Origin of the sequence: Altibacter lentus, from assembly GCF_000746845.1 — a bacterium.
Lineage (GTDB): Bacteria > Bacteroidota > Bacteroidia > Flavobacteriales > Flavobacteriaceae > Altibacter > Altibacter lentus.
Genome location: NZ_KN050846.1, coordinates 1,217,693 through 1,244,502 on the forward strand (window position 1 = coordinate 1,217,693; position 26,810 = coordinate 1,244,502).

The window sequence follows — 26,810 nt, forward strand, 5'->3', positions numbered from 1 at the left end:
TTAATACGTTTTTCTCGAAGAAAATCTTGCCCCAACTGCAATCAATTTCTTTACTAGGAATATCAAATATACGTAGGAAAAAATGTTAAAGTCTTACAAAAATTCATGTTTTAGGTGAACAGTAATGTATTCTCGTTGAACTACCAAAAATTCAATTTATTAACGATTTTTTTTGTAGGAAAAGTAACTACGTATATACACGTAGCTCCCCATGACGTAAGGCGCCCTTAAAATAATTTTTGTGAGAACGCTTTTCACTTTGTTAAAAACTAAAACTTCTCTAGTTGCATAGTATTTGGGAAATAATCGAGTTACGAACGACTAAAAACAAAAAGCGTTCAAAGTGATTTTGAACGCTTTTGTTTCTTGTAAGACAGTGTTGTTAGTTCTGTATAATGAACATCGATCGGCGGTTGAGCTGGTGCTCCTCTTCGGTACACTCCACCCCGTCCGAACATCGGTTGGTGAGCTGCCGCTCCCCATATCCCTTAGCCGTTAATCGACTCTTACTAATACCTCGCTCCACCAACCAGTTTAGGGTCGACTGCGCACGATTCTCAGAGAGTCGTTCGTTATACTTGAACGAAGCACGTGAGTCTGTATGCGATTCTATGTGGATGACAAGCTCCGGGTACTGACGCATCGCTGCCAAGATCTTGGCCAGCTCCACAGCAGCATCGGGACGAATGTTATAACGGTCCAGATCAAAATAGATCGGTTCAAGCTTTAATCGACAACCTAGATCATTTGGAGGACACGGATCGATCAATGCCAACGGCACAGGAACTTCCACCCTCCCCGATTCGGCGGGCGTGAGGATCACCTTCTCATAAGGAGCATACTGAGGCTTGCTACCCCGTATCGAATATTGCTTCTCACAGTCGGCCGTAAAACTATAAGCAGCATCCTGACCAACGATCACCTGTTCCACCACTGTATTGTTACCATCCAAAAGCGTCACCTCTGCACCCGGTAATAGCGCCTTGCTATCCTTATCGAACACCGTGCCGGTGATCACAACCTCACACTTCTCCTGTACACGATAGATCTCATCGTCGATACTACCCCGGCCACCATCACGGTTCGAGGACATATAACCAATACGTTTGTCTTCCTGAATAATAAAACCAAAATCATCCTGACTGCTGTTGGCAGGTTCCCCTAAATTAGAGACCTTCCCCACAGTCTCACCATCCAAGGGTGCCATAAAGATATCGTAGCCTCCAAGACCGCCCCGACCATCGCTGGAGAAGAACAGGTTGTTGCGCTCACTGATAAAGGGAAACGACTCCCGGGCCTCGGTATTGATCCCAGGACCAAGATTCACAGGCGTACCGTAGGTATCCTCACCCAGTATGTCCACATACCAAAGATCCGACATCCCCATCGTGCCCGGCATGTCTGAGGAGAAGTACAAACGCTTCTGATCCAGACTAAGGGCCGGGTGGGCCACAGAATATTCCTTGCTGTTGAAAGGAAGTTCAACAACATTGGTCCAGTAGTTGTCACCACTCTTGGTGGCCTTGTATAACTTCAAACGGATCGTTTTGTTCTTGTCCTTTCCCTTCTTACCGTCGATATAGTTGTTACGCGTAAAATAGATCGTATTACCATCCTTGGTAAAGGCAGGAGTCGACTCATGATAGGGCGTGTTAACATCCCCGCTTAGAGAACTTGCATTGGAAAGCTTGCCCATAGCGTCCATATCGGCCTCAAAAAGATCCAAAAAGGGCTGGTCGGTCCACTGGGCGATCTTAGAGCCTTCCGTACGTGAACTAGAGGCATACACCAACTTGTCCATATAGTAGGAAGGGCCAAAGTCAGACCCATCGGTGTTGATCGAGACCTTCTCCAACTCTACCTGATACTCCAAAAAATCCGTAGAGCTCGCACGAACGATACCCGGATCTCCCCCACGGGAAATGTACATATCCATGTACTTCTTGGAAGCCTCAGGCTGACCCAAACTCTTGAGCGATTGTGAGGCACGGTAGTAATAGTCCGTGTCCACATCACCCGGGTACTCATTGATAAGACGAAGGTACCACTTGGCAGCGTTGTCGTAATCGCTGTTCCAATAATAGGTATCTCCCAAGTTCTTGTAGATCTGGGCAGAGGTATAACCATCCTCTACTACCTTCAAATAGATCTCACGAGCATCGATGTACGAATACTTGTCAAACTCCTTGTTGGCCTGCTCTACTTGCTTCTTCTGTGAAAAAGACGCACCGGTATAACAAAATACCAGTGCTACTAATAATACTTTCTGTAATAATGTGTTCATGCCCCAAATGTTTTAATTTAAAAGAATCGTGGTGTCAATACACGTTCAGGTTTCTTAAACAGATCAAAACGAACCATAAGCTCATAAGACCCGTCACTGAAATCCTCTATGTCGGTGGTCTGGTAATCATACCCAAAACCAATAAAGATCTCATCCGATGCCTGAAAACCAACCATCGCACTCATAGCAGCACTCCAACGATAGGCAGCTCCCAAGGTAACCTTCTCATACAAAAGAAAGTTCGCAGAAACATCCCACTGCAAAGGCGCACCACTCACTGCCTTGACCAACGTGGCAGGCTTGAACTTCAAGTTCTCATTTAGATCGAACACATATCCCGCAATCAAGAAATAATGCAAACGCTCCGCGGCCGTAATAGAACCATTGAAGCCTCCGTTTTGAATATCATCCAAGGTCGATTCATCAAAGTGCTTGGTCGTTAAAAAGTTGGGAACCGATAACCCCGCATAGAACTTCTCGGTATGGTAGTAAACACCAGCTCCAATCTGTGGCTGTATCCTATTGTCTATATTGGTCTCAAAGACATCGCCCGGATCGGCGATATTAAGCTTGGTAAAATCAACATCCAACAGATCCAAACCAGCCTTAAGACCAAAGGCAAGCTTACCATCATCAGAGGTGTTGATCGTATAGGAATAATCAATGGTAACGTTCGACTCGATCGAAGGACCCAGCTCATCGCGTACAATGGAAAGACCAAGACCCATGTTCTCCAAAGAACCAATGGGAGAGTTCACCGTAAAGGTACCCGTCTTGGGAGCGCCATCCAAACCAACCCACTGGGTGCGGTATAACAACCCAAAACTCAAGGCCTCTCTAGAACCCGCATAACCCGGGTTCACCACCTGCGTATTGTACATGTACTGTGTGTACTGGGGATCCTGCTGCGCACTACCTGTAAAGGTACCTAGCAAAAGTAAGATCATGACTGTAAAATAACTGTGTCTCATAGTTAAGTATTTTATGATCCCGGAAGCCTTAACACTCCCGGGAATTCTTTGATTCACTATCTGTTTATATATAAGTAACCCGCATAACTGCTCTCTCCAGGATTATCACCCGTGAAGGTCAGTACATAATAATACGTACCCGTAGGCAACTCCTTCTCCTCACGTATGGTAGAACGACCATTGGAAACACCCCTAAAGACATTGTCACCATCATCATAACCATCGGTCTCCCAAACAAGAACACCCCAACGGTTGTAGATCTTAACATTGTTCTCAGGATAATCCTCTATACCATCGATCACAAAGTAATCGTTCAATCCATCTCCATCAGGGGTCACACCATTATAAATCTCAAAGGTAACACCACCAACTCCAGGAAGCACCGTAACCGTTAGATCATCCGGCTCTCCGTCCCCATCAGGATCAACATTGGTAGGATCGTTAGGATCATCCGAAGTGTCCGATACATCCAAACCTCCAATGGTCTGACCCGTAGCAATAGCCTGATTAATAACCTCGCCAGCGTCTATGTCAGCCTGCGTAATAGGATACTCCGCAGTAAAGGTATCACTGTCGGTCTCCCCAACGTTCAACTGTGCAATAGGACCGCCAGAGATCACAATACCCGGCAACTCATCGGTCAATACAATATTGTATAAAGTTACATTGCCTGTGTTTGTAACGCTGAAGAAGTATGTGATTGTCTCACCAACATCGGCAGCATTATTTCCGTTCTCGTCATTGAAAACACCTGATTTCTCTACTGAAAGCGATGCTAATTGACATAATTGTGTCACGGTAGGGTCATCTTCAGTAACACTATCATCATCTGAAAGATCTGTAACTGTATCACCATCTGAAGTATCTCCGGACGCGATCGCTTGATTCGTTACGTTTCCGTCTTCAATATCGTCCTGTGTCACTACATAACTGGCAGTAAAGATCCACGTTTCAGTTTCTCCCAACTCTCCATTACCATCTGTATCTCCGCTATCCGGACCTGGGATTGAACCACCTAGTAATGGATCGTCCACCACTATATTAGAAAGACTCACATTACCCTGATTGGTGACAGAGAATGTATAATCAATAGTTTCTCCAACATCGGCACATCCATCCTCATCGGCGTCATTATAGACTCCAACTTTTATAATGGCTATGGCAGGACTTTGACAAAGATCTGTAATCGTTGGATCATCACCATCCACACTACTTTCATCAGAAAGATCCATCACAACACTATTATCTGGAGCTGTCGCTTCAGTCGTAGCTTGGTTGGTTACTTGCCCTGCATCAATGTCGGGCTGTGTGATCATATATTCTGCTGTATATATCCAAGTTTCAGTTACATCTAATTCTCCATCATTATCAGTATCTCCTGAATCGGGTCCTGCAATAACGCCACCCAAGAGCGGATCGGTCACAACAACGTTTGACAGACTTACGTTTCCGAGGTTACTAACACTAAATGTATAATCAATAGATTCACCTACATCCGCACACTTATCTCCGTCGTCATCGTTGAACACACCTACTTTTATAATTGCAATAGCGGGTGATTGACATAGAGGGGTTACTGTAGGATCGTCTTCAAGCACACTGTTATCATCTGATAAATCTAAGACGGTACCGCCGTTGGTATCAACACCTTTAGCTGTTGCCTGATTGATCACCTCTCCCGCATCAATATCATCCTGTGTGATCGCATAACTACCTGTGTAGATCCACGTTTCAGTTACGTCTAATTCACCATCAGCATCGACATCTCCACTATCCGGCCCCGGGATCAAACCTCCCAACAACGGATCTGACACTTCAATAAAGGAAAGACTTACATTCCCTTCGTTCGTTACTGTGAAAGTATAATCAATCGCTTCACCTACATCTGCACAATCGTTTCCGTTCCCGTCCACGAACATTCCCGTTTTTACAATAGCAATAGCAGGATTCTGACACAAGGTCGTGGTCGTTACTTCATCGGTAGTGATCGTAGCTCCTGAAAGATCCGTCACCTGAGTCTGATCCGGTGCAACACCCGTGGCCGTAGCCTGGTTAAGCACCTCTCCATTGTCGATGTCATCCTGAGTAATGGCATAACTACCTGTGTAGATCCATGTTTCAGTGACATCCAACTCCCCGTCATTATCGGTATCTCCTGAATCGGGTCCTGCGACAACACCACCCAAGAGCGGGTCGGTCACAACAACGCTTGACAGGCTTACATTTCCTTCATTGGTGACAGTGAACGTATAGTTGATCAGCTCTCCCGGATCGGAACAATCGCCTCCATCATCATAGCTCGCTGCTTTTACAATAGCAATAGCAGGATTCTGACACAAGGTCGTGGTCGTTACTTCATCGGTAGTGATCGTAGCTCCTGAAAGATCCGTCACCTGAGTCTGATCCGGTGCAACACCCGTGGCCGTAGCCTGGTTAAGCACCTCTCCATTGTCGATGTCATCCTGAGTGATGGCATAACTACCTGTGTAGATCCATGTTTCAGTGACATCCAGCTCCCCGTCATTATCGGTATCTCCTGAATCGGGTCCTGCGACAACACCACCCAAGAGCGGATCGGTCACAACAACGCTTGACAGGCTTACATTTCCTTCATTGGTGACAGTGAACGTATAGTTGATCAGCTCTCCCGGATCGGAACAATCACCTCCATCATCATAGCTCGCTGCTTTTACAATAGCAATAGCAGGATTCTGACACAAGGTCGTGGTCGTTACTTCATCGGTAGTGATCGTAGCTCCTGAAAGATCCATCACCTGAGTCTGATCCGGTGCAACACCCGTGGCCGTAGCCTGGTTAAGCACCTCTCCATTGTCGATGTCATCCTGAGTGATGGCATAACTACCTGTGTAGATCCATGTTTCAGTGACATCCAGCTCCCCGTCATTATCGGTATCTCCTGAATCGGGTCCTGCGACAACACCACCCAAGAGCGGATCGGTCACAACAACGCTTGACAGGCTTACATTTCCTTCATTGGTGACAGTGAACGTATAGTTGATCAGCTCTCCCGGATCGGAACAATCACCTCCATCATCATAGCTCGCTGCTTTTACAATAGCAATAGCAGGATTCTGACACAAGGTCGTGGTCGTTACTTCATCGGTAGTGATCGTAGCTCCTGAAAGATCCATCACCTGAGTCTGATCCGGTGCAACACCCGTGGCCGTAGCCTGGTTAAGCACCTCTCCATTGTCGATGTCATCCTGAGTGATGGCATAACTACCTGTGTAGATCCATGTTTCAGTGACATCCAGCTCCCCGTCATTATCGGTATCTCCTGAATCGGGTCCTGCGACAACACCACCCAAGAGCGGATCGGTCACAACAACGCTTGACAGGCTTACATTTCCTTCATTGGTGACAGTGAACGTATAGTTGATCAGCTCTCCCGGATCGGAACAATCACCTCCATCATCATAGCTCGCTGCTTTTACAATAGCAATAGCAGGATTCTGACACAAGGTCGTGGTCGTTACTTCATCGGTAGTGATCGTAGCTCCTGAAAGATCCATCACCTGAGTCTGATCCGGTGCAACACCCGTGGCCGTAGCCTGGTTAAGCACCTCTCCATTGTCGATGTCATCCTGAGTGATGGCATAACTACCTGTGTAGATCCATGTTTCAGTGACATCCAGCTCCCCGTCATTATCGGTATCTCCTGAATCGGGTCCTGCGACAACACCACCCAAGAGCGGATCGGTCACAACAACGCTTGACAGGCTTACATTTCCTTCATTGGTGACAGTGAACGTATAGTTGATCAGCTCTCCCGGATCGGAACAATCACCTCCATCATCATAGCTCGCTGCTTTTACAATAGCAATAGCAGGATTCTGACACAAGGTCGTGGTCGTTACTTCATCGGTAGTGATCGTAGCTCCTGAAAGATCCATCACCTGAGTCTGATCCGGTGCAACACCCGTGGCCGTAGCCTGGTTAAGCACCTCTCCATTGTCGATGTCATCCTGAGTGATGGCATAACTACCGGTGTAGATCCATGTTTCAGTGACATCCAGCTCGCCGTCATTATCGGTATCTCCTGAATCGGGTCCTGCGACAACACCACCCAAGAGCGGATCGGTCACAACAACGCTTGACAGGCTTACATTTCCTTCATTGGTGACAGTGAACGTATAGTTGATCAGCTCTCCCGGATCGGAACAATCACCTCCATCATCATAGCTCGCTGCTTTTACAATAGCAATAGCAGGATTGGTACATATTTCAATAACAGTCGGATCATCTGTACTAACAGTACTTCCTGAAAGGTCACTAACATTCGCGCCAAATGGAGGTGTTCCTGTAGCAGTTGCCTGATTGGTAATAGTGCCTAGATCAATATCCTGCTGTGTTACTGTATAAGTCGCTGTATAGACCCAAGTTTCATTTAAATCAAGCTCCGTATCATTATCTGCATCTCCTCCTACAAAAGTAATAGCAGACAATCCAGGTAATGGGTCGATAACTGAAATTGCTGAAAGACTTACGTTTCCGGCATTAGTTACAGTGAACGTATATTCTATATCTTGACCAACTGTAAGATCAATACAATTATTACCTCCAGTTGGATTCTGATCATGAGTTTTAACGATAGCTATGGTAGGATTCTGACAAATAGGAATCACCGTAGCATCATCCGTAGTGGTGGTTGATCCTGAAAGATCGCTCACCGGAGTGTTCGCCGGGTTCATCGCCAGTGCGTTGACCGTCGCCTGATTGGTGATCTGTCCTGCATCAACATCTGCCTGTGTCACTACATAAGTAGCTGTATAGGTCCATACTTCCGTCAGACCTAAGATCCCGTCGGCTCCTGTGTCTCCGCTTGGTCCGGCAATGGCCGAAAGACCTGCCAGCGGATCAGTGACCACTACATTGTCAATCGACAGATTCCCTTCATTGGTGACCGTAAAGGTATAAGTTACCGTATCGCCTTCCGCCAGATCAACACAGTTGCCTTGTCCGGGGATTTGATCGTTTGTCTTTACAATGGCTATGTCGGCAGCCTGACAAATAGGAATCACCGTAGCATCATCCGTAGTGGTGGTTGATCCTGAAAGATCGCTCACCGGAGTGTTGCCCGGGTTCATCGCCAGTGCGTTGACCGTCGCCTGATTGGTGATCTGTCCTGCATCCACATCGGCCTGTGTCACTACATAGGTAGCTGTATAGGTCCATACTTCCGTCAGACCTAAGATCCCGTCGGCTCCTGTATCGCCGCTTGGTCCGGCAATGGCCGAAAGACCTGCCAGCGGATCAGTCACCACTACATTGTCAATCGACAGGTTTCCTTCATTGGTGACCGTAAAGGTATAAGTTACCGTATCGCCTTCCGCCAGATCAACACAGTTGCCTTGTCCGGGGATTTGATCGTTTGTCTTTACAATGGCTATGTCGGCAGCCTGACAAATAGGAATCACCGTAGCATCATCCGTAGTGGTGGTTGATCCTGAAAGATCGCTCACCGGAGTGTTGCCCGGGTTCATCGCCAGTGCGTTGACCGTCGCCTGATTGGTGATCTGTCCTGCATCCACATCGGCCTGTGTCACTACATAGGTAGCTGTATAGGTCCATACTTCCGTCAGACCTAAGATCCCGTCGGCTCCTGTATCGCCGCTTGGTCCGGCAATGGCCGAAAGACCTGCCAGCGGATCAGTCACCACTACATTGTCAATCGACAGGTTTCCTTCATTGGTGACCGTAAAGGTATAAGTTACCGTATCGCCTTCCGCCAGATCAACACAGTTGCCTTGTCCGGGGATTTGATCGTTTGTCTTTACAATGGCTATGTCGGCAGCCTGACAAATTAAAACAGTTACCTGATTACTTGGATCATTAACTGCTCCCAGTGCTGTATTACCATTAACTTCAGCTATATTAACTACAGAACCATTATCAACGTCTGCTTGAGTCACTGCATAATTTGCCGCATAATTCCATATCTCACCAACATTTAAAATGTTATCATTATTGATATCACCATTTGCAGGTCCGGCAATGACACCACCCAAAACAGGATCGGTCACTACAACATTCGTGATGTCTACATCTCCTTCATTAGTAACTTCGAAAGTATATACTATTATATCATTTTCTTCAAAATTGATACAATTACCTGTGGCGCTCGTACTCGCTTTTGTAATGGATATTTCAGCATTTTGACATAAAACAACAGTTTCAGAATCCTGATCGTCTACATTGAAAGAAGAAGAGGATCCGGTTACGGTTCCATCCACAGTAGCGGTATTGTCTACCTGCCCATTTACAATATCTGCTTGTGTCACCGTGTAGGAAGCAGAATATATCCAAACCTCTCCTACGTCTAACACTCCGGGATTGGTGGTATCACCACTATCCGGACCCGGAATTGGATTAATTGGGTCGATCAATGGATCATTTACTTCAACGCCGGTGATGGCAACATCTCCTTGATTGGTTACAGTAAAGGTATATGCAATGCTTTCATTTGGTGCTATGGGATTACAATTGTTCGGGTCATCCGGCGTAGCGGATTTTTCAATAGTAATGGCACAATTATACAATGTTAATGTCACCGGGGTTCTGGTAGTACTGGAACAACCACTTATTGAATCAACTGTTTCAGCATAATAGGTAACCGAACCAATAGAATTCAAAATAGGATTTACGACATTTCCATTTTGAGCCATGTCGTACCAAACCACACTTTGGTTTGGCAGCACATTGGCTGTTGCTGTTAAAGTTTGAATGGTAGGCTCTGCGGCACATTCAGCTTGATCACCTCCACTCACGGGAGCAGCCGGTGGTAAATAGACCTGAATATTTGAATCTACCATAACAGGAGGCAGATTACAGTTATTATTATAGGTTCCGTTATAGGTCAGCTCAGCTCTGAAATCGCCAATGAAAGAACCTGCGCCGGTATACACAAAAGTGCCGGAAAGATCTCCCATAGTCGTTCCTGCTACTGTTCCTACGGAAACGTTATCTAGAAAGAATTCCCATTCGAATGCCACTGAAAAAGGCGTACAGGTTCCTGGATCAAAAGTTGCCGAATAATTTACTTCGTTGGTACAGTCCACTTGCTCCAGTGTTGGGTCTGAAATGACCGGACAAGGGACACAAACTTGCGGATTGGGAAAAGGCATGACTTCCGGATCACACTCGGAGTTTTCGTATGTCATCTGGCTCATTCCTGAATTTTGAATACCACAACTTGACATTCCAAAAGCCTCAATAGTATATTCCAGCGTAAGTGTTTCATTAGAAACATTTCCTATGTCCCATGTTATGGTATTGGTTCCACCATTATAGGTAGCTTCGGCCGGTAGGCTTATAGAGCCGGGCACCAACTGAAATCCGGCACCCAGTACATCGGTAACAATCGCATCTTTAGCTGCGAACGCCAATTGCCCTAATATTTGATTGTAGATTGCGGTTAGATCGGCTGCATTTTCAGTAGTGAATAAACCGCCGTTCTGAATTTGATCCAATGTAAATGTCGCAGGAATTTGTCCGTCGGAATTATCAATTCCTCCAAAAAGTCCTACGGAAAAGATCGTTTGATTGTATACTTCACCCATTACTGTGGTCGTCTGGGCGCCGACACCTTCATTGATGGCATCATTCATACAGGCCGTATTATTGGCAGGGAATGGCCCTGAAGGATTGCTACTACAAGTAGTTACCCCGTTCAATCTTCGGTTGGTAACACCATCGGTAAGCAATAGAATACTTCGTGCTGTTTCACAATTGAAGTTTCCCGCACTGGTAAGATGGGTATCTGCAACATCCAGTCCTCCTGCAATATTAGTTCCTCCACTGGCGACCAGGTCGTCGATAGCATCTAAAATTGCTTGCTGACCACCTACGCCTGTTAGACCGATATCCAAGGTGGCAGAAGTTGAGTAAGAAACTACTGCTACACGGTTATTCCCTGTAGGATTGTTAGCAGGCAGGAACAAATTGTTTACAAAAGCAGATGCTGCGTTCTTGGCGTAATCGATCGATTCATTTGGATCGTTGGGAATATCGTATCCCATACTTCCCGAACGGTCGATCACAAGGATAACCTCCTGAGCAATTGCCGGCGGATCTCCTATGACCGTTAACGTAACATCAAATTGATTACATAAGGTGGCTTCTGTCGCTACCTTATTTAGAATGATCTCTTGAGAAAAAAGAGAAAACACGCTACACAGAAATAGCCCTGTGAATAACAGCGCCGATTTTCTGATGGATATTCTTTTCGTGAGTAAATGCTTTTCCATAAAATTAGATTTTAGGTGGTAGCCTATATTGTGGTTAGTTTTTTTCCGAAGATTATTCTACGGAAGCATCTCTAACATATAATCTTAGTAAGGTTGAAACTCCGTTACTGGAGCAAGAAGCAGCTGTCGCTGTCACATCTATTCCACCCCAATGGTCAACAGGGGTATTTTGAGGCACTGTTACCAATACTTGGAAGGTAGCGGTAGCGCCTGCTGCAACAGTAATTTGCTGAGTTGCCCTTTTATTCTGAAGGATTGTAGTATTTAGCGTATAATTGGGTCCCAGTCGTTTTGGGACCTTACCCTTTACTTTAAAAGATTTATTTGACCTTTCGGCCAAGATTGTAAAGGTTTGAGCAGAAGTTGCATTATTAACCAATTGTAAGGTAAATTGAGTGCCATCATTTTCGGAGGCAGAACGTGCGGTACGGTTCTTCAAAACCCTAAGTTCGGCATTGCAATTTTGTGCTAGGCCGGAGAAAGAAAAAAGGCCAATAAACAACAACATTACAATAGGTGAAAAAAATAGTTTTGAAATATCCGATGAGGATGCTCTTTTTAAAACTTTCATGACTGTAAAATTTGGTTATTAGTAATGCAAAAAAAAATGCCCCAACAGCATTGATTTTGAATTTCTTAAATCAAATATACGTAGGAAAAAATGTTAAATTCTTACAAAATTTAAACTATTAGTTCAACGGTAAAAAATATTCGGTGAACTACACAAATCTTTCAGATTTAATGGTCATTTTTGTAGGAAAAGTATATACGTGTTTATACGTATATACCTCTTTTTAAGATAGTTCACAGTTTTTATTTTTGTAGGAATCCAGCTCTAGAGTGTCGTAGGAATTTTGAGAAATGTTTCATCTTTTTCCTTCAAAATCAATGTTGTGTTTGAAGAATTAAAACCCTTAAAACTATCTTAAATTTGAGATCAAAAATGTGACGTTATAAGTCACAAATATTTAAACGTATTTCTAGTTTTATAAACCATAAAACTAGGTGTATCTTTGCCCATATTTATTTATAGAATCGATGTCACTAAAACGCGAAATTGAACGAAGAAGAACTTTTGGAATTATCTCTCACCCCGATGCCGGAAAGACCACTTTAACAGAGAAATTACTTCTCTTTGGAGGTGCGATTCAAGAAGCGGGTGCCGTTAAAAGCAATAAGATAAAAAAAGGAGCTACCAGTGATTTTATGGAGATAGAACGGCAAAGAGGAATTTCGGTGGCGACTTCGGTTTTAGCATTTGAATATGAAGGAATAAAGATCAATATTCTAGATACTCCGGGACATAAGGACTTTGCAGAAGACACTTTTAGAACCCTTACCGCTGTCGATAGTGTGATCGTTGTGATCGACGTAGCCAAAGGTGTGGAGGAACAAACAGAGAAACTTGTAGAAGTGTGCCGGATGCGCAATATTCCCATGATCGTATTTATCAATAAGCTCGACCGGGAAGGGAAAGATGCTTTCGAATTGCTGGACGAGATCGAGCAAAAGCTGAATCTTCGGGTTACACCGCTTAGTTTTCCTATAGGAATGGGGTACGATTTTAAAGGTATTTACAACATTTGGGAGAAAAATGTAAATCTATTTAGCGGTGACAGTCGTAAAAATATTGAAGAGACCATTGAAATTGCCGATGTCAATCACCCGGATCTCGAAACGATCATTTCAGAAAAAGCTGCGAATATACTCCGTGAAGAACTAGAACTTGTTTATGAAGTGTATCCTGATTTTAATCGTGATGAATATCTGGAAGGTACCCTTCAGCCGGTTTTCTTTGGCTCTGCTTTGAATAATTTCGGAGTACGTGAGCTACTCGACTGTTTTGTTGAAATTGCTCCAAAGCCCCGACCTAAAGAGAGCGATACGCGATTGGTACGACCTGAAGAAAAAGAATTTTCAGGATTTGTATTCAAAATTCATGCAAATATGGACCCCAAACATAGAGATCGTTTGGCGTTTGTAAAAGTGGTTTCAGGAACCTTTGAGAGAAATACAGCGTACTTGCATGTTCGGAACAATAAAAAACTTAAATTTTCAAGTCCGAATGCTTTTTTTGCTGAAAAGAAACAAATCGTTGATGTATCTTATCCCGGTGATATTGTTGGTCTACATGATACCGGGAACTTCAAAATAGGTGATACCCTTACCGAAGGGGAAGAGATGCGCTACAAAGGGATTCCCAGTTTTTCTCCGGAGCATTTCAAGTATATCAACAACGCAGATCCCATGAAGAGCAAGCAATTGGAGAAGGGGATCGATCAATTAATGGATGAAGGTGTTGCTCAATTGTTTACCCTGGAACTCAACGGTCGTAAAGTGATAGGAACTGTGGGAGCGCTTCAATTTGAAGTTATCCAATACCGCCTTGAACATGAATACGGTGCCCTATGTACATATGAGAATCTAAATGTTCACAAAGCCTGCTGGGTTGACCCAAAGAATCCTAAGAGTGAAGAGTTCGCAGATTTCAAACGTGTTAAGTCTAAATTTCTGGCTAAGGATAAACGCGGACAACTTGTTTTCTTTGCCGATTCGGCATTTACATTACAAATGACACAGTCTAAATACCCAAATGTTCATTTACATTTTGTGAGCGAATTCGAAAAACATAGTACTGTAAAATAGTTACTTACAGGTAAATTGCCTGTATGTCTAGCCTGTCTCCGTTTCCAAAGGCTACTTGAAAGGCAGCATCGGAAACCAAACCACCCCCAAAAACAGCGCCGTGTAAATGTACACTGTAGGTACCCGGTTCTAGCGCAATGGTCATGGAACGCGAATTGTATATAAATCCTGTTGCCGTATCACAGTTTACATTTGAATATACAACACTTGTCATTCCGTAGGATTTTGAGGTGTCGGGTGTGGTACCATTCCCAAGATAAAAATAATTATGTGCCACTTTTGCTCTACCATCATCTATCTTGGTGATCCCATCATATCCTTGAAAATCGAGCGCCACGTAATATGTGATCACTACCAATGCTCGTTGGGTTAAGGTGAAATTCTTCTTGTAGAGTTGTGAGGCATTCAAACCTGAATTTGCCGTCGTTTGCACAACTACCGGACTCTCGATATTTGAGTCGGAAGAAATTTCTCCGGATAAATTCCCTAATACCATGGTTCCATTTTGGTCCACCAAAACATTGTACATGGAGGAACCTCCAAAATTACTGCTGTTATTAACGTGGCTTAACCCTTCCACGCGAATCGTACTGCCACTTCCTGCAAGGTGTAGTGTTTCCTGAGGGTTCGTTGTCCCAATACCTACCTGAGCATTGCCCATGAAGGTGGCCGAAAGGAAAATCAAACAAAGAGCAATAGTATTTTTCATAATCAATGATTTAGTTCATAATATGTTTTAACACAAGCGTATTTAATTTTGTAAGAGCGGGGCATCTGCATTACCAGAGGAACATTCGCATCCTGTTCCCGGTCCGGACTCATATGTTATGGTGACTGTGGATGTATCGCAGGTTCCTGCATTTGGAGCCGGCAAACATACCGAATAATCAAAAGTTACATCCCCTGTAAAGCCAACAGATGGAACATAGGAGTAGCTGCCATCCGGATTAAATGTGAAAGATTGTCCTGCCGGCGTGGGTCCCGAGGCAAGTGAAAATGTAGAACCATTGGGTATATTAATCCCATCCACAGTTCCGTTGAATTCTTCATTCATACAACTTCTTTCCGTCTTAGGAACCGCGTAGCGTTGTAGGATGAAAAATTTTCCATCACCATGGTCTGCGGTTGAAGCAAGGAGGTCGACTCGGGTAATTACAGATCCAACCGGGGCCAGATCCTCCAATAAGAAAATAGCGATACCTATGGTTCCGTTATTCTCCACTACTCTTCCCGAATTCCAGTAATCTACACCGGCGGGAGGTGCATTGAACAAAGGACCACTTTGGTTTGTAGGATACGATCGCACAAAAGTATCTCCCAAGAACTGTTGCGCACCTCCTCCTACCGGTGTTCCATACACAGCAATGTAATAACAATTGTTGGCGTTCCGTTCGGTAATCGCAATGATTCCTCCTTGGTTGGAAGGAATCCCAGGGTTGTAATAGAGCGATTGGAGTTGCGCATCGGTTGTGCTTACTGCGGAAAAGTCATTACAAATATCCCTGCCGTTTGGATTGGCCTGAAAATAATGATTAAGATTTTTATCTTGAAAAGCAGCCAATGCATCTACCGACCAATTTATGGTAGCACTGGAATTATTGATGATTGTCCCATTTCTAATTACCTTATTAGGACTATGCCCATTGGGTCCCAATCGGGTCAAAGCATAGGAAGAAGGTGCTGCAATAGATTGGAATACCTCTCCATTGATGGTAATAGAACTTAATGTAGCGGGATCGGTTGAGAGCGATTGAGTGTCGTCCCATTGAAAAGTAACACCATTCGTTACAGAAGGCGCTTGGGTTTGTCCAAGACCGATGGCGGTAAGTAACAAGAAACTGAAACTTAGGATCACCAAATATGATGTGCCAGACTGAATGGTAGGTACAGTTATTTTCATAAGTAGGGTATTTGGGTACTCGTCACAAGAATTGGTGTTATAACCAATTGGGGCTCTTATGATTTGAGACAAATGTATAACAAATGAAGTATTTTCCTACTAGACAGAATGTTATATTCGTTGTAAGATGCGATAAACTCGTTTAAATGCATTTTATAACATGAGAAAAGAAGTTTTTAACATGCTTTTTTCTCGAGTTTAGGTAATGTTTAAACTTTATTTTCGGGAAATAGTCCGGTGAATAATACTAAAGGTGAAAGGAAGAGGTATAAAAAAACCTCACAAAAAGTGAGGTTTTAAAATTATGCTTCGCCTGTGGGGCCAAAATTTATAGGAATCGAAGGCTGTTGATAGTCCTTGATCTCCCCATGGGCTTTTTCAAAACGCTGCACATTGTCGTTCAATGCCTTTACCAGCCGTTTTGCATGCTGTGGTGTCAATATAATTCGAGACTTTACTTTGCTCTTTGGCACACCGGGCATGATCGTGACAAAATCCACTACAAATTCTGAAACAGAGTGATTAATGATCGCCAGGTTGCTATAGATCCCTTGGGCAACGGTCTCATCCAATTCGATATTGATCTGCCCTTGTTGCTGTTTTGGTTTTTTTTGATCTGCCATACTCGTATACTATGTTATAAAAGACGAGCGCTCCGTAGAGCGCTCGTATTGTTCTTATTAGTTATAATTAACTTCCTGCTTCTCGCGGGTCATTTCTTCCAACTCTTCTTTAGAGCCTACAATAATATGGTCGTAACGACGCATACCTGTTCCGGCCGGAATTCTGTGACCTACAATTACATTCTCCTTCAATCCTTCAAGATCATCTACCTTACCGCTTACAGCCGCTTCGTTCAATACTTTAGTGGTTTCCTGGAAGGAAGCCGCCGAAATAAATGATTTTGTCTGTAAGGAAGCTCGGGTGATTCCTTGTAAAATTGGAGTTGCCGTTGCAGTTTCGGCATCACGTGCCTCCACCAGAGCTTTATCGGCTCTTCTAAGGATAGAGTTCTCATCACGCAATTCTCTGGAAGTTATCATTTGACCTTCTTTCAAATTTTCCGATTCTCCTGCGTTGGAAACAATTTTCATCCCGAAGATCTTATCGTTCTCCTCAATGAAATCATCCTGGTGTACTAATTGATTCTCTAGGAACGTAGTATCCCCGGAATCTACAATTTGTACTTTACGCATCATTTGACGCACCACAACTTCAAAGTGTTTGTCGTTGATCTTTACACCCTGTAAACGGTATACTTCTTGAACTTCGTTCACTAAATACTGTTGTACCGCCGAAGGCCCCTTGATTCGCAAGATATCTTCAGGAGTGATAGAACCATCAGATAAAGGCATTCCGGCACGAACGTAATCGTTCTCTTGCACCAGTATCTGGTTACTTAATTTCACCAAATATTTCTTTAACTCACCCAGCTTAGATTCTACGATGATCTCGCGATTTCCTCGTTTAATTTTTCCGAAGGAAACCACACCATCGATCTCACTTACTACAGCAGGATTCGACGGATTTCGAGCTTCGAACAACTCGGTCACACGTGGAAGACCTCCTGTAATATCACCTGCCTTGGCCGATTTACGAGGGATCTTCACCAAGATCTTACCGATCTTGATCTTATCGCCGTCATCTACCATCAAGTGAGCTCCCACAGGAAGGTTGTACGAACGAATCACTTCGTCCTTCTTCCCAAGGATCTGTAGGGTTGGTATCTTTTTCTTATCTCTTGATTCTGAAATTACCTTCTCTTGGAATCCGGTCTGTTCATCGATCTCCACTTGGTACGTGATCCCTTGCTCGATATTCTCGTATTTGATCTTACCTGCAAATTCTGAAATAATCACACCGTTATAAGGATCCCATTGACACACAACATCGCCTGCTTTTACGGTTTGACCATCTTTTACATGAATGGTCGATCCGTAAGGAATGTTATTGGTACTTAATACAATACCGGTCTTTTTGTCAACGAGTTTTATTTCTGAAGTACGAGAGATCACAATGTCTACCGTCTTTCCATCAGAATCTTCCCCTTTTACAGTTTTCAATTCTTCGATCTCTGCAATCCCGTCAAATTTAACGACCAGTTTGTTTTCTTCGGAAATGTTCCCTGCAATACCTCCCACGTGGAACGTACGAAGCGTTAACTGGGTTCCAGGTTCTCCAATAGACTGCGCTGCCACAACACCTACGGCTTCTCCTCGCTGTACCATTTTATTGGTCGCCAGGTTTCTTCCGTAGCACTGAGCACATATTCCTTTTTTCGCCTCACATGTCAATGCCGAACGCACCTCGATACTTTCTACCGGTGAACTTTCGATCTTGGTAGCGACCGCTTCAGAAATATGATCTCCGGAAGCCACTAACAATTCTTTTGTCAACGGATTGAACACATCGTTCAATGCAGTACGACCCACAATTCTATCCCGAAGTGATTCTACTACTTCTTCGTTCTTCTTTAAAGCAGAAACTTCAATTCCTCGTAGCGTACCACAATCTTCGATATTAATGATCACATCCTGCGACACATCGACCAAACGACGGGTCAAGTAACCTGCATCGGCCGTTTTTAATGCGGTATCTGCAAGACCCTTACGAGCACCGTGTGTGGAAATAAAGTATTCCAGAATGGATAACCCTTCTTTAAAGTTCGAAAGGATCGGGTTTTCAATGATCTCTCCGCCACCTGAGTTCGATTTCTTTGGCTTGGCCATCAATCCTCGCATTCCGGTCAACTGACGGATCTGTTCTTTCGAACCACGCGCTCCGGAGTCAAGCATCATGTACACAGAGTTGAATCCTTGTTGGTCCTCACGAATACGCTTCATAGACAGTTCGGTCAACTCGGCGTTGGTCGCGGTCCAGATATCAATTACCTGATTGTAGCGTTCGTTATTGGTGATCAATCCCATGTTATAGTTAGCAATGATGCCCTCTACTTGAGAATTGGCATCATCGATCATGGTTTGCTTTTCTTCAGGAATAATGATATCTCCCAAACTGAAAGATAATCCCCCTTCGAACGCGAACTTATATCCTAAGCCTTTGATCTCATCCAAGAAAGTCGCAGTAGCAGGAACACTGGTTACTTCCAAAATACGACCAATGATATCCCGAAGGGATTTCTTGGTCAATACTTCATTAATATAACCGGCTTCCTCCGGCACTTGCTCATTGAAGATCACACGACCTAATGTGGTTGTGATGATCTGGTTCACAAGTTCTCCTTGCTCGTTGAAATCCTTGGTTCGTATCTTGATCTCTGCGTTCAATTCTACTTTCTTCTCGTTGTAAGCAATGATCGCTTCTTCGGCAGAGTAGAATGTTAGGCCTTCACCTTTCACTTTAATGTCTGGTGTCGACTTACGCAATTTGGTCATATAATATAATCCCAATACCATATCCTGAGAAGGTACTGCTACGGGAGATCCGTTGGCAGGGTTCAAGATATTGTGAGATGCGAGCATTAACAATTGTGCTTCGAGGATCGCTTCCGGTCCTAACGGCAAATGCACTGCCATCTGGTCACCATCGAAATCGGCGTTGAACGCAGTACACACCAACGGGTGTAATTGTATTGCTTTTCCTTCAATTAATTTTGGCTGAAATGCCTGGATCCCCAAACGGTGAAGTGTAGGAGCCCGGTTAAGTAACACCGGATGTCCTTTTAACACATTCTCCAGAATGTCCCAAACAACAGGTTCTTTTTTGTCGATGATCTTCTTTGCAGACTTCACAGTTTTTACAATCCCTCGTTCGATCAATTTACGGATCACAAATGGCTTGTACAGCTCGGCTGCCATATCTTTAGGAAGACCACATTCAAACAATTTCAATTCGGGTCCTACCACAATCACCGAACGTGCCGAATAATCCACACGCTTTCCTAAAAGGTTTTGACGAAAACGTCCTTGTTTCCCTTTTAATGAATCTGAAAGTGATTTCAACGGTCGGTTGCTGTCGGTTTTCACCGCAGAAGACTTACGTGTATTGTCGAATAAAGAATCTACAGACTCCTGAAGCATTCGCTTCTCATTTCGAAGGATCACCTCCGGTGCTTTGATCTCCATCAGTCGCTTCAAACGATTGTTACGAATAATCACACGTCTGTACAGATCATTAAGATCGGAAGTCGCAAAACGACCACCGTCCAATGGCACCAACGGGCGCAATTCCGGCGGGATCACAGGAATGACCTTCATGATCATCCAGGCCGGTTTATTCTCACGGTTCTTATTTGCATCCCGAAGAGCTTCTACTACTTGAAGTCGCTTTAAAGCTTCGGTTTTACGTTGTTTTGAGGTTTCGTTATTCGCCTTGTGTCGTAAGTTGTACGACAACTGGTCCAGATCGATACGGTTTAAAAGATCGATCAAACACTCTGCACCCATCTTTGCAATGAACTTGTTTGGGTCGCTTTCTTCTAGGTACAGATTTTCCTGTGGAAGTGTATCCAGGATCGCCAGATATTCTTCTTCCGTTAAGAAATCCATCTTCTTCACAGGTTCTCCGTCTTCATATTTTGCAATACCGGGCTGGATAACAACATATCTTTCATAATAGATGATCATGTCCAACTTCTTAGAAGGCAATCCAAGAAGGTATCCAATCTTGTTAGGCAAACTACGGAAGTACCAAATGTGCGCAACGGGAACTACCAAGTTGATATGCCCCACGCGGTCACGACGTACTTTCTTTTCGGTCACCTCTACACCACAACGGTCACATACGATCCCCTTGTAGCGAATTCTCTTATATTTACCACAGGCACATTCGTAATCCTTTACAGGACCAAAAATACGCTCACAGAAAAGTCCGTCACGCTCTGGTTTGTGCGTACGGTAGTTGATCGTTTCAGGTTTTAAGACCTCTCCACGTGATTCCGCTAAAATGGATTCGGGAGAAGCTAAACCAATAGAAATCTTATTAAATTTCTGCACTGTGTTTTCTTTATTTCTTGCCATAATGCTGTATACTATGCTTTGTTTTTATTTGTTTTTGGAGTGTTTTTTCACTCCGGTTGAAGGGTTGGATGTCCTTTCCGTTCTCGTTCCTTTTTCTTCGGAAGACAACGGAAAGGAATATTCCTTACTCTTCTAATCTGATATCCAATCCAAGACCTTTCAGTTCGTGCATTAACACGTTGAAAGATTCTGGCAGACCCGGTTCCGGCATTGCTTCACCTTTTACGATAGACTCGTAGGTTTTCGCTCTTCCAATAACATCATCAGATTTTACCGTCAATATTTCACGTAGTGTACTGGATGCACCATAGGCTTCCAATGCCCAAACTTCCATCTCTCCAAAACGCTGACCTCCAAACTGAGCTTTACCACCCAATGGTTGCTGTGTGATCAACGAGTAAGGTCCAATAGAACGTGCGTGCATCTTATCGTCTACCATGTGGCCTAGTTTCAACATATAGATCACCCCAACGGTTGCCGGTTGATCGAAACGTTGCCCAGTTCCACCATCAAATAGATACGTATGTCCAAATCTAGGGATCCCCGCCTCGTCTGTGAGTTCGTTGATCTGATCCAAGGTAGCTCCGTCGAAGATTGGGGTTGCAAACTTACGCCCTAATTTTTGACCGGCCCATCCAAGAACCGTTTCATAGATCTGACCAATGTTCATACGTGATGGTACCCCAAGCGGGTTCAGTACGATGTCTACAGGAGTTCCGTCTTCTAAGAACGGCATGTCTTCTTCACGAACGATTCGTGCAACAATACCTTTGTTCCCGTGACGTCCCGCCATCTTGTCCCCTACTTTTAGTTTTCGCTTCTTAGCGATATATACCTTAGCAAGCTTTAAGATTCCGGAAGGAAGTTCATCTCCAACAGAGATCGTGAATTTCTCACGACGTAAGTTTCCTTGAAGATCGTTCTCCTTAATTCTATAATTGTGCATTAGATCTGCTACCAACGCGTTGGTCTCATCATCTGTGGTCCAGGTACCTCCTACCAAATGCGTATAGTCATCGACTGCATTTAGCATTTTCAAGGTATACTTCTTACCTTTCGGGAATACCACTTCACCAAGGTCGTTCATAACTCCTTGAGCCGTTTTTCCACCTACAATGGCAAAAAGCTTTTCAACCAGCACATCTTTTAAAGCATCAAACTTAGCGTAGTATTCTGCTTCCAGTGCAGCAATATCCTCTTTGTCCTTTGCTCTTTTTCTTTTGTCTTTAATAGCACGTGCAAACAATTTCTTGTCGATCACCACACCGCGTAGCGATGGTGATGCCTTCAACGAAGCATCTTTCACATCCCCTGCCTTGTCGCCAAAAATGGCGCGTAGTAATTTCTCTTCAGGAGTTGGGTCGCTCTCCCCTTTAGGTGTGATCTTTCCGATAAGAATATCACCAGGCTTCACTTCGGCACCCACACGAATCATCCCGTGTTCATCAAGGTCTTTTGTGGCCTCTTCAGAAACGTTTGGAATGTCATTGGTCAATTCTTCATTCCCCAATTTAGTATCACGAACTTCCAAAGAATATTCGTCGATATGAATTGAAGTAAAGATATCTTCCCGAACTACTTTTTCAGAAATAACGATCGCATCCTCAAAATTATACCCTTTCCACGGCATAAAGGCTACTTTCATATTTCTACCCAGTGCCAATTCGCCTTTTTCGGTCGCGTATCCCTGACACAGTACTTGTCCTTTCTTCACCCGATCTCCTTTACGAACGATAGGTTTTAGATTGATGGAAGTACTTTGGTTCGTCTTTCTGAATTTTACAAGATTATATGTTTTGCTGTCGCCGTCAAAACTTACCATACGCTCTTCATCGGTACGGTCGTATTTGATGGTGATCATATTGGCATCTACATATTCTACTTCTCCGTCACCTTCTGCATTGATCAATACACGAGAATCTGAAGCTACCTGACGCTCCAACCCTGTTCCTACAATAGGAGAGTCTGCGATCAATAATGGTACCGCCTGACGCATCATGTTCGATCCCATCAAGGCACGGTTTGCATCATCATGCTCCAAGAATGGGATCAAGGATGCAGAGATGGAAGAGATCTGGTTTGGAGCAACATCTGTATAGTGAACCGTTTTTGGGTCTACTAACGGGAAGTCACCTTCCATACGCGCAATTACCTTATCGGTATCGATCGTTCCGTCATCGGTGATCGGGATGTTTGCTTGTGCGATCAATTTCTCTTCTTCCTCTTCTGCGGAAAGATACGTCGCCTGGTTCTTAAGATCGATCTTCCCATCGGTTACCTTGCGGTACGGTGTTTCGATAAATCCTAGGTTATTCACTTTCGCATACACTGAAAGTGAAGAGATCAGACCAATGTTTGGTCCTTCCGGTGTTTCAATAGGACACAGTCTTCCGTAGTGCGTGTAATGAACGTCACGTACCTCGAATCCGGCACGTTCTCGCGACAGACCTCCGGGCCCTAAGGCTGAAAGTCTACGCTTATGTGTGATCTCGGCCAACGGATTAGTCTGGTCCATGAATTGCGACAACTGGTTCGTTCCAAAGAAAGAATTGATCACAGAAGACAAGGTCTTCGCATTGATCAAATCAATAGGCGTGAACACCTCGTTATCACGTACATTCATTCGCTCACGAATAGTACGAGCCATACGTGCCAAACCTACACCAAATTGCTGTGATAATTGCTCACCTACAGTTCTAACACGTCGGTTAGACAAGTGATCAATATCATCGATCTCTGCTTTGGAGTTGATCAATTCGATCAAGTATTTCACAATGGTAATAATATCTTCCTTGGTAAGCACTTGCTTATCCATGGCAATATCAAGACCTAACTTTTTATTCATTCTGTAACGTCCAACTTCGCCCAGGTTATAGCGCTGGTCTGAGAAGAACAACTTGTTGATGATACCGCGAGCGGTTTCCTCATCGGGTGGTTCGGCGTTACGTAATTGTCTGTAGATATGTTCTACCGCTTCCTTTTCAGAATTGGTAGGATCCTTTTGCAAGGTGTTGTGAATAATCGCGTAGTCTGCTAAGTGATTATCCTCTTTATGCAGCAAGATGGTTTTTGAACCAGAATCGATGATCTCATCGATATGTTCTTTTTCCAATACCGTATCACGATCTAGAACGATCTCGTTACGTTCAATGGAAACCACTTCGCCTGTATCTTCGTCCACGAAGTCCTCGTGCCAAGTCTTCAACACACGGGCCGCCAATTTACGTCCCAGGTATTTTTTAAGACCTGTTTTGGAAGCCTTTACTTCTTCAGCAAGATCGAAGATCTCCAAGATATCCTTATCCCGTTCAAAACCAATGGCTCTAAAAAGTGTGGTTACGGGTAATTTTTTCTTTCTATCGATATAGGCGTACATTACGCTATTGATATCGGTAGCAAATTCTATCCAAGATCCTTTAAAAGGGATGACTCGGGCAGAGTACAACTTGGTTCCGTTGGCGTGGAACGATTGACCAAAGAAAACACCGGGAGATCGGTGCAACTGTGAAACAACAACGCGTTCGGCACCATTGATGCAGAACGTACCACTTGGAGTCATGTAGGGAATAGTACCCAAGTACACATCTTGCACGATGGTTTCGAAATCTTCGTGCTCTTCATCTGTACAATATAGTTTTAGACGTGCTTTTAGGGGCACACTATAGGTAAGTCCACGCTCGATACACTCTTGAATGGAGTACCGTGGCGGGTCTACAAAGTAATCTAAAAACTCTAAAACAAATTGGTTACGGGTGTCGGTAATTGGGAAATTCTCCAAGAAGGTCTTATAAAGCCCTTCATTACCTCTTTCTTCTGATTTGGTTTCCAATTGGAAGAAATCCTGGAAGGATTTGATCTGAATGTCCAAAAAGTCGGGATAATCCGGCTTATTTTTAACAGAGGAAAAATTCAATCTTTCAGTTTGCGTTGCTGACATCTATGGACGGAATTTTAATTAAAAAAACTGTGAGTGCGTATACTGGAAATAATCAACCTCTATATACGCAAAATGGTTTAGGTCTTTCCATCCCGATTTTGATCGGGACCGAAGACCTAAACCTTAAGGTTTGGAACGTAGGGAGCTTACTTAAGCTCAACCTCAGCTCCAGCTTCTTCTAACTGAGCTTTTAACGCTTCAGCTTCGTCTTTAGACACACCTTCCTTAATTGGAGAAGGAGCATTATCAACTAATTCTTTAGCGTCTTTAAGACCAGCTCCGGTAAGTTCTTTTACCAGTTTTACAACTGCTAATTTAGAAGCTCCGGCTGCTTTAAGAATTACGTCGAATTCCGACTTTTCTTCAGCAGCGTCATCACCACCGGCAGCACCACCACCAGCAGCAACAGCTACAGCTGCAGCAGCAGGCTCGATACCGTACTCATCTTTTAATATAGTAGCTAACTCATTAACTTCTTTTACTGTTAAGTTAACTAATTGTTCTGCGAAATCTTTTAAATCTGCCATTTTCTATCGTTTTAAAATAATTTTTGAATTTATATAATTTAATTAGTGCTAATGTATTATCCTTCTCTTTCGGAAAGGGTTTTCACAATACCTGCGATTGTACCGCCACCCGATTTCAATGCTGAAATAACATTCTTAGCAGGTGATTGTAGCAATGCGATGATATCGCCAAGAAGCTCTTCTTTAGACTTGATGTCCACCAATCTATCCAATTGATCGTCGCCAATATAGATCGCTTCTTCAATATACGCTCCCTTTAGTAAAGGCTTGTCAGATTTTTTTCTGAATTCCTTGATTACTTTTGCAGGTGCGTTTCCGGTTTCAGAAAACAATAAGGAAGTGTTCCCTTTAAGTACTCTGGTCAATTCTCCGAAATCCTTATCTGAACTTTCCATTGCTTTTGAAAGTAACGTGTTCTTAACTACCGCCAACTTCACTCCGGCTTTAAAGCAAGCACGGCGTAAATTTGAAGTGTTCCCCGCGTCAAGCCCTGAAATATCTGCTAAATAGATAATAGGGTTCTCAGACAACTGTGCAGTTAAATTTTCAATTACTTGTGATTTTTCTTCTCTTGTCATTTTGTCAAATTTTACTGATCAGAAAACCTTTTGGTGTCGATCTCCACGCTAGGACTCATAGTACTAGACATATAAATACTTTTAATGTAGACACCTTTAGCCGCCTGAGGCTTAAGTTTCACGAGGGTTGTTAATAATTCTCTTGCGTTTCCTGCAATCTTGTCGGCATCAAAAGATGCTTTTCCAATTGCTGCATGTACGATTCCTGTCTTATCAACTTTAAAGTCGATCTTACCGGCTTTTACATCAGAAACAGCTTTAGCAACATCCATTGTTACTGTACCAGTCTTTGGGTTTGGCATAAGACCACGTGGTCCTAATACCCGTCCTAACGGACCTAATTTACCCATTACACTAGGCATCGTGACAATAACGTCGACGTCTGTCCAACCTCCTTTGATTTTATCGAGGTACTCATCCAATCCAACATAGTCTGCTCCGGCTTCTTTTGCTTCGGCCTCCTTATCTGGAGTCACCAAGGCTAGAACCTTCACATCTTTACCTGTACCGTGAGGTAAGGTCACCACGCCTCTCACCATTTGATTCGCTTTACGAGGGTCTACATTAAGACGCACCGCAAGGTCCACAGAAGGATCGAAGTTGGTGTTGGAGATTTCTTTTATTAAAGCGGAAGCTTCAGCAACGGTATACGCTTTCGCTTCTACCTTAGCATTTGCTTCTTTTTGCTTTTTTGTTAATCTTGCCATTTTATAGATTCTTT

13 protein-coding genes are annotated in these 26,810 nt (G+C 43.7%); 1 reads left to right on the forward strand and 12 read right to left on the reverse strand.

Annotated features, from left to right (window positions below; genetic code table 11):
* Window positions 1-382 precede the first annotated feature (382 nt).
* The 4 genes from JS40_RS05770 to JS40_RS05785 are packed head-to-tail and all read right to left on the reverse strand — an operon-like array spanning window position 383 to window position 12,093.
* Window positions 383-2,284: an OmpA family protein gene (locus JS40_RS05770; RefSeq protein WP_034259065.1), complete on the reverse strand. Its 1,902-nt coding sequence runs from the start codon at window positions 2,282-2,284 to the stop codon at window positions 383-385.
* A gap of 17 nt (window positions 2,285-2,301) precedes the next feature.
* Entirely contained in the window at window positions 2,302-3,255 is a 954-nt protein-coding gene (locus JS40_RS05775; RefSeq protein ID WP_034257555.1) for a PorP/SprF family type IX secretion system membrane protein, read from the reverse strand.
* 56 nt (window positions 3,256-3,311) lie between these two features.
* Entirely contained in the window at window positions 3,312-11,522 is an 8,211-nt protein-coding gene (locus JS40_RS15355) for a DUF7507 domain-containing protein (RefSeq protein ID WP_152558140.1), read from the reverse strand.
* 52 nt (window positions 11,523-11,574) lie between these two features.
* A complete protein-coding gene (locus JS40_RS05785) occupies window positions 11,575-12,093 on the reverse strand; it encodes a FixG Ig-like domain-containing protein (RefSeq protein WP_034259069.1) in 519 nt (172 codons plus the stop codon).
* Between the two features lie 467 nt (window positions 12,094-12,560).
* On the opposite strand from JS40_RS05785, the gene JS40_RS05790 reads away from it, so the two are divergent.
* Complete coding sequence (locus tag JS40_RS05790; protein ID WP_034259070.1) at window positions 12,561-14,168, forward strand: peptide chain release factor 3; 1,608 nt, start codon at window positions 12,561-12,563, stop codon at window positions 14,166-14,168.
* Between the two features lie 4 nt (window positions 14,169-14,172).
* Here JS40_RS05790 and JS40_RS05795 read toward each other — a convergent pair whose 3' ends face one another.
* The 8 genes from JS40_RS05795 to rplA all read right to left on the reverse strand — a co-directional run bounded on the left by JS40_RS05795 (window position 14,173) and on the right by rplA (window position 26,796).
* A complete protein-coding gene (locus tag JS40_RS05795; protein WP_152558141.1) occupies window positions 14,173-14,877 on the reverse strand; it encodes a hypothetical protein in 705 nt (234 codons plus the stop codon).
* Window positions 14,878-14,919: 42 nt separating this feature from the next.
* Window positions 14,920-16,068, reverse strand: coding sequence for an Ig-like domain-containing protein (locus tag JS40_RS05800; RefSeq protein ID WP_034259072.1), 1,149 nt, complete (start codon window positions 16,066-16,068; stop codon window positions 14,920-14,922).
* 302 nt (window positions 16,069-16,370) lie between these two features.
* Window positions 16,371-16,691, reverse strand: coding sequence for a DUF3467 domain-containing protein (locus JS40_RS05805; protein WP_034259074.1), 321 nt, complete (start codon window positions 16,689-16,691; stop codon window positions 16,371-16,373).
* 57 nt (window positions 16,692-16,748) lie between these two features.
* Window positions 16,749-21,047: a DNA-directed RNA polymerase subunit beta' gene (rpoC, locus tag JS40_RS05810; protein WP_034259076.1), complete on the reverse strand. Its 4,299-nt coding sequence runs from the start codon at window positions 21,045-21,047 to the stop codon at window positions 16,749-16,751.
* 124 nt (window positions 21,048-21,171) lie between these two features.
* Window positions 21,172-24,984, reverse strand: coding sequence for a DNA-directed RNA polymerase subunit beta (gene rpoB, locus JS40_RS05815; RefSeq protein WP_034259078.1), 3,813 nt, complete (start codon window positions 24,982-24,984; stop codon window positions 21,172-21,174).
* Between the two features lie 146 nt (window positions 24,985-25,130).
* The gene (rplL, locus tag JS40_RS05820) at window positions 25,131-25,511 is read right to left on the reverse strand and encodes a 50S ribosomal protein L7/L12 (protein WP_034259080.1); all 381 of its coding nucleotides are present in this window, start codon (window positions 25,509-25,511) and stop codon (window positions 25,131-25,133) included.
* Between the two features lie 56 nt (window positions 25,512-25,567).
* Window positions 25,568-26,089, reverse strand: coding sequence for a 50S ribosomal protein L10 (gene rplJ, locus JS40_RS05825; RefSeq protein WP_034259082.1), 522 nt, complete (start codon window positions 26,087-26,089; stop codon window positions 25,568-25,570).
* A gap of 11 nt (window positions 26,090-26,100) precedes the next feature.
* On the reverse strand, window positions 26,101-26,796 hold the full coding sequence (rplA, locus tag JS40_RS05830; RefSeq protein WP_034259084.1) for a 50S ribosomal protein L1: 696 nt from the start codon (window positions 26,794-26,796) through the stop codon (window positions 26,101-26,103).
* Window positions 26,797-26,810 lie beyond the last annotated feature (14 nt).